Source organism: Halomonas sp. 11-S5 (assembly GCF_029889825.1).
Taxonomy (GTDB): domain Bacteria; phylum Pseudomonadota; class Gammaproteobacteria; order Pseudomonadales; family Halomonadaceae; genus Halomonas.
Map to the genome: position 1 here is coordinate 1 of NZ_JARANW010000016.1, position 16,506 is coordinate 16,506.

The following is a 16,506-nucleotide window of genomic DNA, read 5'->3' on the forward strand; positions in this document are numbered from 1 at the left end:
GCTTGGCCGCTTGGCCGCTTGGCCGCTTGGCCGCTTGGCCGCTTGGCCGCTTGGCCGCTTGGCCGCTTGGCCGCTTGGCCGCTTGGCCGCTTGGCCGCTTGGCCGCTTGGCACCCAGTTTCCCGCCCCTAGCCCATAAAATCAATTCATGTTATTTATGGATTGGATTCCTTTAAGGAATCTGAAATCATCGCCACGGGGGTGCCCATGGATACGCAGAGCCTGCAGGCCTTTCTCGCCGTGGCCGACAGCGGCAGCTTCTCCCGCGCCGCCGAGCAGCTGCATCTCACTCAGCCGGCGGTCAGCAAGCGCATCGCGGTGCTGGAGGGGCAGATCGACGCCCGGCTGTTCGACCGCATCGGCCGGCGCGTGAGCCTCACCGAGGCCGGCCGGGTACTGCTGCCCCGGGCGCGACAGATCCTGGTGATGGTCGACGACAGCCGCCGCGCGCTGGGCAACCTCGAGGGTAGCGTGGCCGGCAGCCTCACCCTGGCCACCAGCCACCATATCGGCCTGCACCGGCTGCCGCCGCTGCTCAAGGCCTATACCCGCGAGCACCCCGACGTGCGACTCGACCTCCACTTCCTGGATTCCGAGCTGGCCTATCAGGGGGTACTGGACGGCGAGCTGGAGCTCGCCGTGGTGACCCTCGCCCCGCACCCGGATCCGCAGCTCGAGGTGGTGCCGGTGTGGGTCGACCGGCTGTGCTTCGTCTGCGGACCGGACCACCCCCTGGCCGGGCGAGGCCGGCTGGGACTGCACGAGCTCTGCACCTTCGATGCGGTGCTGCCGGGCCCGCTGACCTTCACCCGCGGGCTGATCGAGTCGCGTTTCGCCTCGGCCGGGCTCGAACTTCCGGTGGCGCTCTCCACCAACTACCTGGAAACACTGAAGATGATGACCGCCATCGGCCTGGGCTGGAGCCTGCTGCCGGAGCGCATGGTGGCCGGCGAGCTGCACGAGCTGGACGTCGACCACCCGCCCATCCATCGCCCGCTGGGCTACCTGGTGCATCGTAGCCGTACCCGTTCCAACCCCGCCCGGGCCATGCTGGCCCAGCTCGACGCCGTCCGCGAACCGGGGGCCAAGGAATGGGACTGACGCATCAGGCCATCGCAGCCCACCGTCGCTGCGCGACGGATCGCGAAGCAAGTCGAGACGTCGAACCGTTCGCTCCCACAGAGAACACGGGGACAGCAGCGAGGCGAATTGTTTAGACTGCTCACTATTTGCAAGAGGATCCCCGTTCCGTGTCCGACACTCCCGCGGCGACCATCGTCCCCCGCCACGCCCTGGCCGGCGGGCTGGTCTTGGCCGGCCTGACCCTGCAGATCGCGCAGTTCACCGGCATGCTGCCGCTGGCGCATGCGGTGAGCTACTGCCTGTGGCTGGCAACGGCCCTGCTGTGGGTCGATATTCCTCGGCGCACGCGACGCCAGGCGGGGTTACTGGCTGCCATCGGCCTGGGGCTGCTGGTGCTGGCCCGCATCTGGCACGAGGCCAGGATCGACTGGCCGGGAATCCTCGACGGCAATACCTACGTGGTCGCCATGCTGGTCGGGGTCAGCTTCATCGGCCTGATCGGCAATCTGCGTGGCCGGTCACGCCCAACGGGCAAGGCCCTGACCGGCGCCCGCGGCATGCTGGGCACCTGGCTGGGCGTCCACCTGCTCGGCTCGATCCTCAACCTCTCCACGGTGTTCATGGTCGGTGATCGTCTGGAGCGTCGTGGCCCGCTCTCCACGCCCCAGCTGCTGGGTCTCAACCGGGGCCTCTCCAGTGCCGCGCTCTGGTCGCCCTTCTTCGCCTCCATGGGGGTGGTGATGACCCTGGCGCCAGCGATGCACTACGCCACGATTCTCGCCTTCGGGCTGCCACTGGCCATGGCCGCGGGGATGCTCACCGTCGGCGAGCTCTCACACCGCTTCGAACTGGCCGACACCGCCGGCTTCTCGCTGTCGCCGCGCAGCCTGCTGATGCCGGTGAGCATGGCGGCCCTGGTGATGCTCTTCCACTACATCATCACGCCCAGGCTCTCCATCGTCAGCATCATCACTTTCCTGCTACCGGGCGTGGCGCTGCTCTCCAACCTGCCCCACGGGCCGCGCTGGACACTGCACCGGGTCCATCAGCACACCCTCACCCGACTGCCGGCCATGCGCGGCGAGATCTCGCTGTTCCTCTGCGCGGGGCTGCTGACCCAGGGGCTCTCGACGTTCATCGACGCCGCCACGGACAGCACCTGGACGCTCTTCGGCCAGTTCGGCCCGCTGGAGGCCATCGCCAGCTTCCTGGCCATCGTCGCCAGTGCCGTGGCCGGCCTGCACCCCATCATCTGCGTGTCGGTACTCGCCTCGATGCTCGACCTGGACGCCGGACGCCAGACCCTGTTCGCCTTCGTGGCCCTGGCCTCCTGGGCGGTGGGTACCAGCGTCGGCCCCCTCTCGGGTATCAACCTCTCGCTGCAGGGTCGCTATGGCGTCAGCGGGACGACGATGATGCGCCACAACCTCGGCTATGCCGCCATCATGACGCTGCTGGTGGTGGGTGCCATTCTAGTGATGGAAGCAAGCCTTTAAGGCATAGGAGAGGCCGCCCTGTGGGAGCGATCGCTTGCGTCGCGATCCGCCGCGCAGCGGCGGCGATCCGGCAGATTACTTCGGCGCACGCACGAAATAGCGATGGCCACACTGGTGACAGGGCTCGATGCGGGTCACCCCTTCCAGCTCGACGATGGCATCGCAGTGCACGCAGGCCATGCGCCCGGGGGCGGCCATCTCGCCGGCGACGTAGTCGGCGCGTGACGCCTCCAGGTCATCCTCGAGCTGTTCCCGCTCGATCACGCTGCGATCGGCAATGGAAAACAGCGAATCCACCACCTTGCGTGACAACATGGAGAGATCGATGCCCAGCCAGGCGGCCACGCCCTCGCCGCCGGCGCCCAGGTAGCGACGCATCTCCTTGAGGTCGCGCTCGACCCAGGCACGCAGCAGCGACAGCTCGTCCTTGGTGAACTCCTCCAGCTCTGCCTCGAACTCCACCGCATCATCGAGCTCCTGCTGCAGGTTCTCCCAGGTCAGCTCCTCGGCCCCTTCGCGCAGCCGGTCGAGCATGCGCTCGTAGCCCTCGCGAAGGCGGTGTTCCTGGTGCGGGTCCTTGTGCTCGCTCATGCTGATCTCCTCGTATCGCGATTGGGGCGTGCCGGCCGGGCGGCGCTGCCCCGTAGCCGCCGGCCGCCGTGCTGGGGTATCCTAGCGGTCAGCCAGATATGCCATTTAGACGACATCCCGCCGGAAATTCAATGGTTTCGCGCCGCCACGGCGCCGGATCTTGACGCCGGACAAGGGCCGCTGACATGCGCAGCGCCACGCCGCTGCGCTCGACTTTCAAGGTACCCGAAGAGAGCGATGGACGCACAGTACAAGCCCCACGAGACCGAACGCGACGCCCAGCAGTTCTGGGACGAGAACCAGTGCTTCAAGGCGGTGGAAGACGCCAGCCGCGAGAAGTTCTACTGCCTGTCGATGTTCCCCTACCCCAGCGGCAAGCTGCACATGGGGCATGTGCGCAACTACACCATCGGCGATGTGGTCTCCCGCTACCAGCGCATGCAGGGCAAGAACGTCATGCAGCCCATGGGCTGGGACGCCTTCGGCATGCCGGCGGAGAACGCCGCGATCCAGAATCGGGTACCGCCGGCGAAGTGGACCTACGACAACATCGACTACATGCGCCGCCAGCTCAAGGCGCTGGGCTTCGCCTACGACTGGAGCCGCGAGTTCGCGACCTGCGATGTCGACTACTACCGCTGGGAGCAGTGGTTCTTCACCCAGCTGGTGGAGAAGGGCCTGGTCTACAAGAAGATGTCCACCGTCAACTGGGACCCGGTCGACCAGACGGTGCTGGCCAACGAACAGGTGATCGAAGGCCGCGGCTGGCGCTCCGGCGCCCAGGTGGAGCGCAAGGAGATCCCGCTGTGGTTCCTCAAGATCACCGACTACGCCGAGGAACTGCTGGCCGACCTGGAGCGCATCGACTGGCCCGAGCAGGTCAAGACCATGCAGCGCAACTGGATCGGCAAGTCGCGTGGCATCGAACTCACCTTTGACATCAAGCCCGCCGAGGGCTCCGGCCTCGAGGCCGTCCAGGGTCCGCTCGCGGTCTATACCACGCGTCCCGACACCCTGATGGGCGTCACCTACATGGCCGTGGCCGCCGACCATCCGCTGGCCAAGCAGGCCGCCGAGCGCAACGCGGCGCTGGCCGACTTCTGTGCCGAGTGTGCCCGCGGCGGCACCTCGGAAGCCGAGCTGGCCACCCGCGAGAAGAAGGGCATGCCGACCGGCCATGTGGCGGTGCATCCCCTCACTGGCCGCGAGGTCCCGGTCTACGTGGCCAACTTCGTGCTGATGGAGTTCGGCACCGGCGCCGTCATGGCGGTGCCCGGCCACGACCAGCGCGACTGGGAGTTCGCCACCAGGTACGGGCTGCCCATCGAGGCGGTGATCGCCGACGAGAACGGCCAGGCGCCGGACCTCTCCCAGGGCGCCCATGATGACTATGGCGTGCTGATCCACTCCGGCGAGTTCGACGGCCTGGCCTTCGAAGCGGCGTTTGACGCCATCGCCAAGCGCCTCGAAGCACTCGGCCGCGGCGTGGTAAAGACCAACTTCCGCCTGCGCGACTGGGGCGTGGCTCGCCAGCGCTACTGGGGTGCGCCGATCCCGGTCAAGTACGGCCCCGAGGGCCAGACCGTGCCGCTCACCGACGAGGAGCTGCCGGTAGCCCTGCCCATGGAGGTCACCGTCGACGCCACCGGCTCGCCGCTCAAGCGCATGCCGGAATTCTATGACCTCGGCGACGGCTGGACGCGCGAGACCGACACCTTCGACACCTTCATGGAGTCCTCCTGGTACTTCGCGCGCTTCTGCTGCGCCGACAACATGGAGGCGATGCTCGATGAGCGGGTCGACTACTGGCTGCCGGTGGACCTCTACATCGGCGGTATCGAGCACGCCATCCTTCACCTGCTCTACGCTCGCTTCTTCACCAAGCTGATGCGCGACCTGGGGCTGGTGAAGAGCGACGAGCCCTTCCAGCGCCTGCTCACCCAGGGCATGGTGATCGCCGAGACTTACTCCCGCCCCACCCATAACGGTGGCAAGGAATGGTTCAACCCCGCCGATGTCGAGGTCAAGCGCGACGAGAAGGGACGCCCGATCAGCGCCGTGCTGGCAAGCGACGGCCAGCCGGTGGAAATGGGCGGCATCGAGAAGATGTCCAAGTCCAAGAACAACGGCGTCGACCCGCAATCGATGATCGACCGCTTCGGCGCCGACACCGTGCGCCTGTTCATGATGTTCGCCGCCCCGCCGGAGCAGTCCCTGGAGTGGTCCGACGCCGGCGTCGAGGGGGCCAGCCGCTTCCTCAAGCGCCTGTGGCGCCTGGTCAGCGAGCACCTCGCAGCCGGCGAGCCCGGCACGCTCGACCTCGGCGCGCTGGACGACGCGCAACGCGAGCTGCGCCGCAAGACCCACGAGACCATCAAGAAGGCCGGCGACGACATCGGCCGACGCACCACCTTCAACACCGCCATCGCCGCAGTGATGGAGCTGACCAACGCCCTCTCGAAGTTCGAGGACACCTCGCCCCAGGGGCTGGCCGTGGCCCGCGAGGCAGTAGAAGCCTGCGTGCTGCTGCTCGCGCCGATCACGCCCCACGCCTGCCACACCCTCTGGCAGGAACTGGGCCATGACGAGCCGGCGATCGATGCCCGCTGGCCACAGGTCGACGAGTCGGCCCTGGAGCGCGACAGCATCGAGCTGGTGGTGCAGGTCAACGGCAAGTTGCGTGCCCGCATCGAAGTCGAGGCCTCCGCGGCTAAAGATGCCATCGAGGCCCAGGCGCTGGCGGCGGAGAACGTGCAGCGCCACACCGACGGCAAGACGATCCGCAAGGTGATCGTGGTGCCCGGCAAGCTGGTCAACATCGTGGTGGGCTGAACGCCGCACCCTGACACGGAGAGCCCCATGCAGCGCCGAACCCTACTGCAACTCGGCCTCGCCGCCGGCGCCTCCCTGGTGCTGGCCGGCTGCGGCTTTCGCCTGCGCGGCCTCGACCAGCCGGTAGTGGCCATCGATGCCCTGGCCCTGTCGGGTACGGAGAGCGAGCTGGCCCGGCTGGTCGCCCGCCGCCTGGAGAGTGCCGGCACCCGGATCGATGGGCAGGCGGAGCGCGTGCTCAACCTGGGCCCGGAAAGTTTCCGTGAACGACGACTGAGCGTCCTCGACAGCGGACCCCGCGACCTGGAGATGACGCTCGAGGTGCCCTTCTCGGTGCAGCGCCGCGCCGACAGTGCCTACCTGCTCGACCAGCAGCGCCTGGAGGTCAGCGAGCGCCTGACGGTCAACGATGACGAGCTGCTGGCCCAGGACGACCTGCGCGAGGCCACGCGCGAGCGGCTGCGAGAGGCGGCCGTACGCCAGCTGATGGACCGCCTGCGGGCGCTATGAAGGTCTTTCCCGACAAGCTTCAAGACGCGCTGGCCAGGAAGCTGCCTCCGGTGGTGATCGTCGCCGGCGAGGAGCCGCTGCAGCACATGGAGGCCTGCGACGCCGTTCGCGCCGCCGCTCGCCAGGCGGGGGTCGATGAACGCGAGGTCCTGCACGTGGAGGCCAACTTCGCCTGGGGGCGCCTGACCGAGGCCGCCGCCAGCCTCTCGCTGTTCGCCGCACGACGACTCATCGAGGTACGCCTGAGCAGTGGCAAGCCCGGCCAGGAAGGCGCCAAGGCACTTCGCGACTACGCCGAATCCCTCAAGGGCAGCGACGATGTCCTGTTGCTCTCCACCGGCAAGCTGGACTATCGCGAGCAGAAGAGCGCCTGGTTCAAGGCCCTGGACAAGCTCGGGCTCTTCGTGCCGGTCTGGCCGGTGGACGCCTCGCGGCTGGGATTCTGGCTGCGTGACCGCGCCGGGCGCCACGGCCTCTCCCTGGACCTCGATGCCGCCCGGCTGCTCGGCGAGCGCACCGAGGGCAACCTGCTCGCCGCCGACCAGGAACTGCAGAAACTGGCCCTGATGCTGCCCGCAGGCGCACGGGTCGGCCCCCGCGAAGTGGCGGGCGGCGTTGAGGATAGCGCCCGCTATGACGTCTTCACGCTGCTGGACGCCTGCCTCAAGGGCGAACGCGCCCGGGTCACGCGGATCATGGCCGGCCTGCGCGGCGAGGGGGTCGAGGCGCCCATCGTGCTCTGGGCCCTGTCCCGGGAGCTGCGCATCCTGCTCTCCCTCCACCAGCACCTCGACCAGGGCCAGAGCCTGGAGCATGCCTGCAAGGCCCAGAAGCCGCCGATCTTCGAGAAGCGTCGCCCCGCCTACCAGCAGGCCATCGCCCGGCTGCCGCTGAAGCGGCTGCACAAGCTGCTGCTCTTTGCCCAGCGCCTGGACCTGGCGATAAAGGGAGGCAGCAGCGTGCCGCTCTGGGATGGCCTCCATGACCTGGCCCTGACCCTGGCCGGCGGTCGTGGCCTGCTCGCCGAACTGCCATCCTCCTATCGCATAGGCTAAAGCGTCGGCGAAGCGCTATTGAGGGCGCCACTTTTCGTGGGAGCGATGCTTGCATTGCGATGCAAGCATCGCTCCCACAAAGCCAGCCCTCCATCACAAAACCAACTCGACTCCCACAAGGGCATGAAATTTCACATCATTCCGTCCTATACTGGACGGACATCGTTGTTTCGTCGGCCTGCAAGGAAGCAGGTACGCCGGAGCCTGGAGCCGGAAGCCCAACCCAAGAAGAAGGAACACCGAGATGATGAAGAAGATCTGCCGTTACCTCAGCCCGCTGCTGATTGCCGCCCTGGTGCTGGGCAGCCTGCCGGTGGCCGCCGCGCCGACCAGTCCGGGAAGCGGCCTGGTCACCACCCAGGATGCCCTGAACGTCGAACGCACCCAGGGGGACCGGGAGCGGATCCACGAGATCCTTGCCCGTGACGACGTCCAGGAGCAGCTCGTCGCCCAGGGCGTCGACCCTGCCGAGGTGGAAGCCCGTGTGGCCGCCCTCTCCGATGCGGAAGCCGCCCAGATGGCCGATCAGCTCGAGCAGCTGCCGGCCGGTGCCAGCGTGGTCGGTGCCCTGTTCGCCGTCTTCGTGATCCTGTTGGTCACCGATATCCTCGGCCTGACCAACGTCTTCCCCTTCACCCGCTGAGCGCGACCTCCATGATGCACTGCCGTAACAGGCAGCTGCCGACCGGGAACGCCCGCACCGCGGGCGTTCTTGCCTTGGCACTGCTGGTGCTGCTGCTGGCCGGCTGCGCCACTACGCCGCAGCTCGCCGACTCCACCAAACGCGACCTGCCCCGCCGGGCGCTGCTCGATGACATCCCCTTCCACGGCCAGCGCGACTACCAGTGTGGCCCCGCCTCGCTTGCCATGGCGCTTAACGCCGCCGGCGTGCCCGTCGAGGTCGACACCCTGATCCCCCAGGTCTTCCTGCCTGGACGAGAAGGCAGCGTCCAGCCCGAGATGCTCGCCACCGTGCGCCGCCACGGCCGCATCCCGTTCAGAATCGACGGCAACCTCGACACCCTGCTCACCGAGATCGACGCCGGCCATTCGGTGGTAGTGATGCAGAACCTCTCACTGCCCGCCTGGCCGGTCTGGCACTACGCCGTGGCCATCGGCTTCGACCTGGACGAGGAGACGCTGATCCTGCACAGCGGCATGGAGCCGGAACGCGTCGAGTCCTTCAAACGCTTCGATGCCACCTGGGCCCGCAGCGATCGCTGGGCCTTCGTTGCACTGCCGCCGGGCGAGTTTCCTGCCAGCACTGACGCCAAGACCGCCCTGGATGCCATTGCCGACTTCGAGCGTGTGCAGGGAATCAAGACCGCGCTACCTGCTTGGGAGGCGCTCGTCGACCGCCAACCGGGAGCGGCTATGGGCCACTTCGCGCTGGGCAATGCCCGTTACGCTACCGGCGACACCCAAGGCGCCATGTCTGCCTTCGAAGATGCCGTGAAGGCGGATTCAGAGCTTGCCGTTGCCTGGCTCAATCTGGGGCTTCTGCAGAGCGAACTGAGGGAAGGTGAGAAGGCTCGCGAGGCCCTGCAGCGAGCAGCATCCATACCCGGCCCCTGGCAGAAGCAGGCCAGAGAAGCCCTGGATGACCTGAAGATGGGAGGCGAGTAGCGATGACCTACGACATCGTGCTCAAGCGGATCTACCAGCCGGTTGACGCCGAGGATGGCGCCCGGGTGCTGGTCGACCGCCTCTGGCCCCGCGGCAAGCGGCGCGAGGGCCTCGCGCTGACCGACTGGTACCGTGATGCCTCCCCCTCACCCGCGCTGCGACGCCAGTACCATCTGGGGGAGATCAGCCCGGACGTGTTTTCCGCCCGCTACCGAGGAGAACTCCGCGAGGCGCCGGAGAACCTGATTCCGCTGATGCGACACGCCCGACAAGGTCGGCTGACGTTGCTCTCGGCGGCCCGCGACCTGGAGGGCTCTCACCTGCTCCTGCTACGCAACGCCATCCTTCAAGCGTTATCCGAGGAAGATGCCGCGGATCATGAACCAAGCTCTCCGCCCTGCTATGCGCCACAGTTCAAGGACACGCCTCCTCCAGAGGCCTAGCAGGCTGTCGGGTTTTTTAATCCGACAGACTGCTAGGACGTCCTGTTCCTGGCATCCCGAGCGGTTCGCTACGCCTCGAGCCGCAGACGAAAAAAAGATCGAGGGCTCGTCGCCCTTGATCTTTTTCGTGTGATGCTGGCCTGTCAGGCCGATCAGCGTCGGGTGGCGTCATACCCCAGGTCGGCCCCGCGGCTCTCGTCGCTGCGGCGACGCGCGCCGGACTTCTTGCGATTCTCCTCCTCGCAAACCTCGTCCTTGCCGCCGCAGACCTCGCACCCCTCCTTGAGGCCGAGCTGGTTGAGGCCACCGCAGCTGCCGGCGATGGGCTTGCGACCCATGATCACACCGACGGCCATGGCGGCCATGATCAGCAGCATGAAGGCGAATACCACCAAGTAAAGGGTCATTGCAACGCTCCTCGTATAAGGGAAAAGCTTGGCCGTCCTACCGTATGTGACAACGATACATCGCTCGAGGTCCACGGTGTAGAAAGCTTGGTAGAGTGTCTGATGCCTGAGATGACGACTGCGTATCGATCGTCATGTCGGGCAGCAGAACCCAAGGGGCCGGCCGACAGGCCGGCCCGAAGGTGCCGCTTGGCGAACCCGATCAGCCGCCGAAATCATCCAGCAGAATGTTCTCGGGTTCCACGCCCAGGTCGATCAACAGCTTGATCACGGAGGCGTTCATCATGGGCGGCCCGCACATGTAGTACTCGCAGTCCTCGGGGGCCGGGTGGTCCTTGAGGTAGTTCTCGTAGAGGACGTTATGGATGAAGCCGGTCGGCCCCTCCCAGTTGTCCTCGGGCTGCGGGTCGGAGAGCGCCAGGTGCCATTCGAAGTTGGGGAACTCCTCGGCCAGCTGGTCGTACTCCTCGTTGTAGAAGGTCTCGCGCCAGGAGCGCGCACCGTACCAGAACGAGATCTTGCGGTCGGTCTTGAGACGCTTGAGCTGGTCGAAGATGTGGCTGCGCATCGGCGCCATGCCGGCACCGCCACCGATGAAGACCATCTCGGCATCGGTATCCTTGGCAAAGAACTCACCGAAGGGCCCCATCACCGTGACCTTGTCACCCGGCTTCAGGCTGAAGGCGTAGGTGGACATCAGCCCCGGCGGATAGTTGGTGTTGGGCGGCGGCGTGGCGATACGGATATTGAACTTGAGGATGCCCTTCTCGTCCGGATAGTTCGCCATGGAGTAGGCGCGGATGATTTCCTCGTTGTTCTTGTGGGAGATATCGAACAGCCCGAACTTCTCCCAGTCGCCGCGATACTCCTCCTCGATGTCAAAGTCCTTGAAGGAGATGTCGTAGGGCGGTGCCACCAGCTGCACATAGCCACCGGCACGGAAGGCCACTTCCTCGCCCTCGGGCAGCTTCAGGTTGAGCTCCTTGATGAAGGTGGCGACGTTGGGGTTCTTGATGACCTCGCATTCCCACTGCTTGACGCCGAAGACCTCTTCCGGGACCTCGATCTTCATGTCCTGCTTCACCGGCACCTGACAGGAGAGGCGCCAGCCGTCCTTCTTCTCGCGCAGGGTGAAGTGGGATTCCTCGGTGGGCAGAATGGCACCACCCCCCTCCTCCACACGGCACTTGCACTGGGCACAGGAGCCACCGCCGCCGCAGGCGGACGAGAGGAAGATGCCGTTGGCCGCCAGGGTGTTGAGCAGCTTGCCACCGGCCTGGGTGGTCAAGGAGTGCTCGGGGTCGCCGTTGACCTCGATGGTCACATCCCCGGTGCTGACGAGCCTGCTGCGGGCGGCCAGGATCACCAGAACCAGGCCGATGACGACCACGGTGAACATGACCACACCGAGCAAGATGAGTGTTGTATCAACCATGTCGGTTTCCTATTGCTTGACGTTGCCTGGACCCCGGCGACACGTCCGGCCGCCGGGAGAGCACGACCTGCCTCAGAGCTGGATGCCAGAGAAGGACATGAAGCCCAGCGACATCAGGCCCACGGTGATGAAGGTGATGCCCAGCCCCTGCAGGGAGGCGGGAACGTCGCTGTACTTGAGCTTCTCGCGAATGCCGGCCAGCGCGGTGATGGCCAGCGCCCAGCCGGTACCGGCGCCGACGCCATAGACCACGGACTCGCCAAAGCTGTAGTTGCGCTCGACCATGAACAGCACGCCACCGAGGATGGCGCAGTTCACGGTGATCAGCGGCAGGAACACGCCCAGCGCGTTGTAGAGCGTGGGTACGTACTTGTCGAGGAACATCTCCATGATCTGCACCAGGGCAGCGATGACGCCGATGTAGCTCAGGTAGCCGAGGAACGACAGGTCGATGTTCTCGGCACCGCTGATCCCGGTCCAGGTCAGGGCACCTTCCTGCAGCAGGAAGGTATAGACCAGGTTATTGACCGGCACGGTAACGCCCAGCACCACGATGACCGCGATGCCCAGGCCGAAGGCGGAGGAGACCTTCTTGGAGACCGCCATGAAGGTGCACATGCCCAGGAAGAACGCCAGGGCCATGTTCTCGACGAAGACCGAGGCAACGAACAGGCTGATATAGTGTTCCATGTTACACGGCCTCCTTCGGCTGGGTGTTTTCCTTCATCTTGAACTCGTTCTCCTCGACCTGCTCCGGGTTGACCGAGCGCAGCACCCAGATGATCAGACCAATGATGAAGAACGCCGACGGCGGCAGCAGCAGCAGCCCGTTGGGTACATACCAGCCACCGTCCTGGACGGGCTGCAGCACGGTGAAGCCGAACACGCTGCCAGAACCAAACAGTTCGCGGAAGAAGCCCACCGTCATCAGGATGAAGCCGTAGCCGATGCCGTTGCCGATGCCGTCCAGGAAGGACAATCCCGGTGTGTTGGTCATGGCGAAGCCTTCGGCACGCCCCATCACGATGCAGTTGGTGATGATCAGGCCGACGAACACCGAGAGCTGCTTGGACATCTCGTAGGCGTAGGCCTTGAGGATCTGGTCCACCACAATGACCAGCGAGGCGATGATGGTCATCTGCACGATGATGCGGATGGCGGACGGGATGTGGTGACGGATCAGCGATACGAACAGGTTCGAGAAGGCCGTCACGAAGATCACCGCCAGCGTCATGACCAGCGAGACGCTCATGCTAGTGGTTACCGCCAAGGCCGAACAGATACCCAGTATCTGCAGGGCGATGGGGTTGTTCTTGAAGATCGGCGTCGTCAGGACGCTCTTTGGGCTCGCAGCAGACATGGTTAGGCTCCTTCACTTTCGAGTTCGACGTCGGCGGCCTGGGCGTCATCCTGGCTGGTCCCCTCACGGAACCTGGCCAGATAATCACCGAAACCTTCCGGGCTCAACCAGAACTGCAGCATATTGGTCACGCCGCGACTGGTCAGGGTAGCTCCGGAGAGGGCATCAACTTCGGTCTTCTCCTCGGCCCCGCCCTTGACCAGGCGAATCGCGGGTGCGAGCTCACCTTGCTCGTCGAAGATCTCCTTGCCTTCCCACTGGGCCTGCCAGCGCGGGTTGTTGACCTCGCCGCCCAGACCGGGCGTCTCGCTGTGCTCATAGTAGGTGATGCCGACGATGGTGTTCCCGTCGCCTTCCACGGACAGGAAGCCGCGCATCAGCCCCCACAGCCCCTGGCCACGGATCGGCAGGATGATCTGCTCGGGATCGTCCGGGTCACCCACCAGATAGACAGTAGAGTAGGTCTCGACACGCGTCAGGCCAGCCGGATCCTTCTCGCCGGAGAGGGTGCGCGAGGAAGCCGGGTCGCGGCGCGCCTGGAAGCCCTCATAGGTCGAAGGATCGTGCTGCTCTGAATACTCGCCGGTCTCCAGGTTGACTACTCGCGGCGTGATGGTGGACGCAAAGGTTTCGTTCACATCCATGCCGGGCTCATAGAGCTGGGCCACCTCGAGAATATTGGTCTTGCGGTCGAGCTCCTGGTTGAACTGCTGCTTCGAACGCAGGGCCACCGCGGCGGTAGAGACGATGACGGCACACACGAGACTAAGTGCGAACGCCACCGTCAGAATCTTCTTGATGGAGTTGTTGCTCTGTGCCATCAGGCAGTCTCCTCGGCCGGCACACCGGTGCGCCGCAGGCGGCGCTTGATGTTGGCCTGTACAAAGAAGTGATCGATCAGCGGGGCGAACAGGTTGGCGAACAGGATCGCCAGCATGATGCCTTCGGGGAACGCCGGGTTGACAACACGGATCAGCACCGTCATGACGCCGATCAGCGCGCCGAAGATCAGGCGGCCCGGGTTGGTCATGGAGGCGGAGACTGGATCGGTCGCCATGAACACCATGCCGAAGGCGAAGCCGCCCACCACCAGGTGCCAATACCAGGGCATGGCGAACATCGGGTTGCTGTCGGAGCCGACCAGGTTGAAGAGCGCGCTGGTCGCCACCATGCCCAGGAAGACGCCGAGCATGATCCGCCAGGAGGCAATCTTGGTCCACAGCAGCACCGCCGCACCGATCAGGATCGCCAGGGTCGAGACTTCACCCAAGGAGCCCGGGATGAAGCCGATGAAGGCGTCCCACCAGCTGAACTGACTGGAGAGCGCCGACATGCCGTCCTGGAAGGCGATGGAAAGTGCGGTCGCGCCGGTGAAGCCATCGGCTGCCACCCAGACCGAGTCACCGGAGATCTGTGCCGGGTAGGCGAAGTAAAGGAAGGCACGGCCGGTCAGTGCCGGGTTGAGGAAGTTCTTGCCGGTACCACCGAAGATCTCCTTGCCGATCACCACGCCGAAGGTGATGCCGAGTGCCACCTGCCACAGCGGAATGGTGGCGGGCAGGATCAGTGCATAGAGAATGGAGGTGACGAAGAAGCCCTCGTTGACCTCATGGCCTCGCTTGATGGCGAACAGCACCTCCCAGAAGCCGCCGACCACGAAGGTCACCAGGTAGATCGGCAGGAAGTAGGTGGCACCGAGCACCAGGTTGGCCCACAGGCTGCCCGGATCATGACCGCCGGCGAGGGTCATCAGGATCGCCTCACGCCAGCCGTCCATGGAGGTGAAGCCGTCGGCGATGGCAGCGTTAGCCAGCCAGCCGGCGTTCCACATGCCGAAGAGCATCGCCGGGAAGGTGCACAGCCAGACGGTGATCATGATGCGCTTGAGGTCGATACCGTCTCGTACGTGGGCCGTGGTCTTGGCCACATCCGGCGGCGCGTAGAAGATGGTGTCCACCGCTTCAAAGAGGGGGTAGAACTTCTCGTACTTCCCGCCCTTGTGGAAGTGGGGTTCGAGATTGTCGAGTGTCTGTCGGATACCCATCATCAGGCCTCTTTCTCGATCAGGGTGAGGTTGTCACGCAGGATGGGACCGTACTCGTACTTGCCGGGGCACACATAGGTGCACAGCGCCAGGTCCTCTTCATCCAGCTCCAGGCAGCCGAGCTGCATCGCCGTCTCAATGTCGCCGACGATCAGTGAGCGCAGCAGCTGGGTGGGCAGGATGTCCAGCGGCATCACCTCCTCGTAGGCCCCCACCGGCACCATGGCACGCTCGGAACCGTTGGTCGAGGTCGTCGGCGCATAGCTGCTCAGGCCGGTGATCTTCGACAGGTAGATCCCCATCACCGAGTGGCGATTCTTGCCGGGCGACATCCAGCCCATGAAGACGCGCTTGTTGCCCTCCTCGAGCAGGCTGACCTGGTTATGGAAGCGTCCCAGGTAGCGCAGGCTGCCCTCGCAGGTGGCACCGGCGAACACCGAGCCGGAGATCACGCGGGTGCCATCGGGATCGATCACCTCATCGGTGAGCAGCTCCTCACTGCTGGCCCCGATGCGGGTACGCAGCAGGCGCGGGTTCTCGGCACGCGGGCCGCCTACCGCGATCACGCGATTGACGTCCAGCTTGCCTTCGGTAAACAGCTTGCCGAAGGCGATGACGTCTTGATAGCCGATATGCCAGACGCGCTTGTGCAGGGCCACGGGCGAGAGATGGTGAATATGGGTGCCCACCAGGCCGGCGGGATGCGGACCGGCGAAGGTCTCGTGCTGCACGCCCTTGACGTCAGCCCCCGGGATGCGGGCATCCGGCGCCGTGCAGAGGTAGACCTTGCCTTCGGTGAGCTGGGCCAGCACCTTGAGCCCGTCTTCGAAGGCCTCGGCCTGCTCGTTGACGATGTCGGCAGGGTCCGCAGCCAGCGGGTGCGTATCGATGGCCGTGACGAAGATATCGGTCGGCGAGCTGTCGACGGCCGGGGTGCGCGAGTAGGGCCGGGTGCGCAGCGCTGTCCACAGCCCCGACTCGACCAGCTGGTCGACGACGGCCTGGCGCTCGAGGCCGGCGAGCTTGTCGCGACCGTGAGCCGTGAACTCGACCGCCTCCTCGGTCTCGTCGACCTTGATGACCACCGAGAGCAGCTTGCGCTTCTCGCCACGGTGGATGGCGATGATCTCGCCGGCCGCCGGCGCCGTGAAACGCACCCCGTCGATCTTCTTGTCGGTAAAGAGCAGCTGGCCCAGCTTGACCCTGTCCCCCTCACGGACCTCCATGGTCGGCTTCATGCCGACATAGTCGGTGCCCAGGACGGCCACATGGCGCGCCGGTCGCGCATCCTCGATGCGCGCCTCCGGCGTCCCCGCGATGGGGAGATCCAGGCCTTTCTTGACGTCGATCATAGTCTCGCCCAGTTGATGGATCGGATAGATGAAGAAAGGGGTTCGAATGCACGCTCGCCCCTCCCCGAAAAATCCATCGTATTGTAAAGAGAAGCGTGAGGGATGACTACCTGCCCTATGGTCGCAAAGCGGCCAAGCGGCCAAGCGGCCAAGCGGCCAAGCGGCCAAGCGGCCAAGCGAGGTTGTGCCGGCTACATCAGCAAAAGCAAGAACCCCCATCGGAGTCGCTCCGTGAGGGTTCCTGATCTATCTCTTCAGCGACACCCGCCTGTC

At 65.4% G+C, this 16,506-nt stretch carries 16 protein-coding genes; 8 read left to right on the plus strand and 8 right to left on the minus strand.

All coding sequences use genetic code 11. From position 1 onward, the window contains the following. Window positions 1-206 precede the first annotated feature (206 nt). The gene (locus OP497_RS11620; RefSeq protein WP_280548531.1) at window positions 207-1,100 is read left to right on the plus strand and encodes a LysR family transcriptional regulator; all 894 of its coding nucleotides are present in this window, start codon (window positions 207-209) and stop codon (window positions 1,098-1,100) included. 149 nt (window positions 1,101-1,249) lie between these two features. Continuing rightward, on the plus strand, window positions 1,250-2,578 hold the full coding sequence (locus OP497_RS11625) for a hypothetical protein (RefSeq protein ID WP_280548533.1): 1,329 nt from the start codon (window positions 1,250-1,252) through the stop codon (window positions 2,576-2,578). 75 nt (window positions 2,579-2,653) lie between these two features. Here the strand turns inward: OP497_RS11625 and OP497_RS11630 are convergent, their stop codons facing one another. Then, window positions 2,654-3,169, minus strand: coding sequence for a zinc ribbon-containing protein (locus OP497_RS11630; RefSeq protein ID WP_280548535.1), 516 nt, complete (start codon window positions 3,167-3,169; stop codon window positions 2,654-2,656). Between the two features lie 237 nt (window positions 3,170-3,406). Here OP497_RS11630 and leuS point away from each other — a divergent pair, with 237 nt between their 5' ends. The 6 genes from leuS to OP497_RS11660 all read left to right on the plus strand — a co-directional run bounded on the left by leuS (window position 3,407) and on the right by OP497_RS11660 (window position 9,635). Continuing rightward, on the plus strand, window positions 3,407-6,001 hold the full coding sequence (leuS, locus tag OP497_RS11635) for a leucine--tRNA ligase (RefSeq protein WP_280548537.1): 2,595 nt from the start codon (window positions 3,407-3,409) through the stop codon (window positions 5,999-6,001). 27 nt (window positions 6,002-6,028) lie between these two features. Continuing rightward, the gene (gene lptE, locus OP497_RS11640; protein WP_280548539.1) at window positions 6,029-6,511 is read left to right on the plus strand and encodes an LPS assembly lipoprotein LptE; all 483 of its coding nucleotides are present in this window, start codon (window positions 6,029-6,031) and stop codon (window positions 6,509-6,511) included. Continuing rightward, the gene (holA, locus tag OP497_RS11645) at window positions 6,508-7,566 is read left to right on the plus strand and encodes a DNA polymerase III subunit delta (protein WP_280548541.1); all 1,059 of its coding nucleotides are present in this window, start codon (window positions 6,508-6,510) and stop codon (window positions 7,564-7,566) included. The genes lptE and holA overlap by 4 nt, the downstream gene beginning before the upstream one ends. A gap of 247 nt (window positions 7,567-7,813) precedes the next feature. Continuing rightward, window positions 7,814-8,209 (plus strand): PA2779 family protein, encoded by a 396-nt coding sequence (locus OP497_RS11650; protein WP_280548664.1) that lies wholly within the window; start codon window positions 7,814-7,816, stop codon window positions 8,207-8,209. Between the two features lie 11 nt (window positions 8,210-8,220). Beyond that, window positions 8,221-9,192, plus strand: a complete 972-nt coding sequence (locus OP497_RS11655; protein WP_280548543.1) for a PA2778 family cysteine peptidase — start codon at window positions 8,221-8,223, stop codon at window positions 9,190-9,192. Between the two features lie 2 nt (window positions 9,193-9,194). After that, window positions 9,195-9,635, plus strand: coding sequence for a DUF488 family protein (locus tag OP497_RS11660; protein WP_280548545.1), 441 nt, complete (start codon window positions 9,195-9,197; stop codon window positions 9,633-9,635). A 152-nt stretch (window positions 9,636-9,787) separates the two neighbouring features. Here OP497_RS11660 and nqrM read toward each other — a convergent pair whose 3' ends face one another. From nqrM to OP497_RS11695, 7 genes are all read right to left on the minus strand, one after another. Then, the gene (gene nqrM / locus OP497_RS11665) at window positions 9,788-10,042 is read right to left on the minus strand and encodes a (Na+)-NQR maturation NqrM (RefSeq protein ID WP_280548548.1); all 255 of its coding nucleotides are present in this window, start codon (window positions 10,040-10,042) and stop codon (window positions 9,788-9,790) included. A gap of 202 nt (window positions 10,043-10,244) precedes the next feature. Beyond that, window positions 10,245-11,477: an NADH:ubiquinone reductase (Na(+)-transporting) subunit F gene (gene nqrF / locus OP497_RS11670; protein ID WP_280548550.1), complete on the minus strand. Its 1,233-nt coding sequence runs from the start codon at window positions 11,475-11,477 to the stop codon at window positions 10,245-10,247. Between the two features lie 72 nt (window positions 11,478-11,549). Beyond that, window positions 11,550-12,167 (minus strand): NADH:ubiquinone reductase (Na(+)-transporting) subunit E, encoded by a 618-nt coding sequence (nqrE, locus tag OP497_RS11675; protein ID WP_280548552.1) that lies wholly within the window; start codon window positions 12,165-12,167, stop codon window positions 11,550-11,552. A gap of 1 nt (window position 12,168) precedes the next feature. Continuing rightward, window positions 12,169-12,837: an NADH:ubiquinone reductase (Na(+)-transporting) subunit D gene (locus tag OP497_RS11680; protein WP_280548554.1), complete on the minus strand. Its 669-nt coding sequence runs from the start codon at window positions 12,835-12,837 to the stop codon at window positions 12,169-12,171. 2 nt (window positions 12,838-12,839) lie between these two features. Beyond that, window positions 12,840-13,658 (minus strand): Na(+)-translocating NADH-quinone reductase subunit C, encoded by an 819-nt coding sequence (locus OP497_RS11685; protein WP_280548556.1) that lies wholly within the window; start codon window positions 13,656-13,658, stop codon window positions 12,840-12,842. Further along, complete coding sequence (locus OP497_RS11690) at window positions 13,658-14,884, minus strand: NADH:ubiquinone reductase (Na(+)-transporting) subunit B (RefSeq protein WP_280548557.1); 1,227 nt, start codon at window positions 14,882-14,884, stop codon at window positions 13,658-13,660. Before OP497_RS11690 ends, OP497_RS11685 begins: the two co-directional genes overlap by 1 nt. Continuing rightward, window positions 14,884-16,233 carry a Na(+)-translocating NADH-quinone reductase subunit A gene (locus tag OP497_RS11695; protein ID WP_280548559.1) on the minus strand — a complete coding sequence of 450 codons (1,350 nt, stop codon included), beginning with the start codon at window positions 16,231-16,233 and terminating at the stop codon, window positions 14,884-14,886. The genes OP497_RS11690 and OP497_RS11695 overlap by 1 nt, the downstream gene beginning before the upstream one ends. Window positions 16,234-16,506 lie beyond the last annotated feature (273 nt).

Bases quoted from the DNA above. Each gene is read 5' to 3' on its own strand.
- OP497_RS11655 (WP_280548543.1), top strand. From the start codon at position 8,221: ATGATGCACTGCCGTAACAGGCAGCTGCCGACCGGGAACGCCCGCACC.
- OP497_RS11695 (WP_280548559.1), bottom strand. From the start codon at position 16,233: ATGATCGACGTCAAGAAAGGCCTGGATCTCCCCATCGCGGGGACGCCG.
- OP497_RS11680 (WP_280548554.1), bottom strand. From the start codon at position 12,837: ATGTCTGCTGCGAGCCCAAAGAGCGTCCTGACGACGCCGATCTTCAAG.
- nqrM (WP_280548548.1), bottom strand. From the start codon at position 10,042: ATGACCCTTTACTTGGTGGTATTCGCCTTCATGCTGCTGATCATGGCC.
- OP497_RS11690 (WP_280548557.1), bottom strand. From the start codon at position 14,884: ATGATGGGTATCCGACAGACACTCGACAATCTCGAACCCCACTTCCAC.
- OP497_RS11685 (WP_280548556.1), bottom strand. From the start codon at position 13,658: ATGGCACAGAGCAACAACTCCATCAAGAAGATTCTGACGGTGGCGTTC.
- OP497_RS11660 (WP_280548545.1), top strand. From the start codon at position 9,195: ATGACCTACGACATCGTGCTCAAGCGGATCTACCAGCCGGTTGACGCC.
- holA (WP_280548541.1), top strand. From the start codon at position 6,508: ATGAAGGTCTTTCCCGACAAGCTTCAAGACGCGCTGGCCAGGAAGCTG.
- OP497_RS11630 (WP_280548535.1), bottom strand. From the start codon at position 3,169: ATGAGCGAGCACAAGGACCCGCACCAGGAACACCGCCTTCGCGAGGGC.
- OP497_RS11620 (WP_280548531.1), top strand. From the start codon at position 207: ATGGATACGCAGAGCCTGCAGGCCTTTCTCGCCGTGGCCGACAGCGGC.
- nqrE (WP_280548552.1), bottom strand. From the start codon at position 12,167: ATGGAACACTATATCAGCCTGTTCGTTGCCTCGGTCTTCGTCGAGAAC.
- OP497_RS11650 (WP_280548664.1), top strand. From the start codon at position 7,814: ATGAAGAAGATCTGCCGTTACCTCAGCCCGCTGCTGATTGCCGCCCTG.
- nqrF (WP_280548550.1), bottom strand. From the start codon at position 11,477: ATGGTTGATACAACACTCATCTTGCTCGGTGTGGTCATGTTCACCGTG.
- leuS (WP_280548537.1), top strand. From the start codon at position 3,407: ATGGACGCACAGTACAAGCCCCACGAGACCGAACGCGACGCCCAGCAG.
- lptE (WP_280548539.1), top strand. From the start codon at position 6,029: ATGCAGCGCCGAACCCTACTGCAACTCGGCCTCGCCGCCGGCGCCTCC.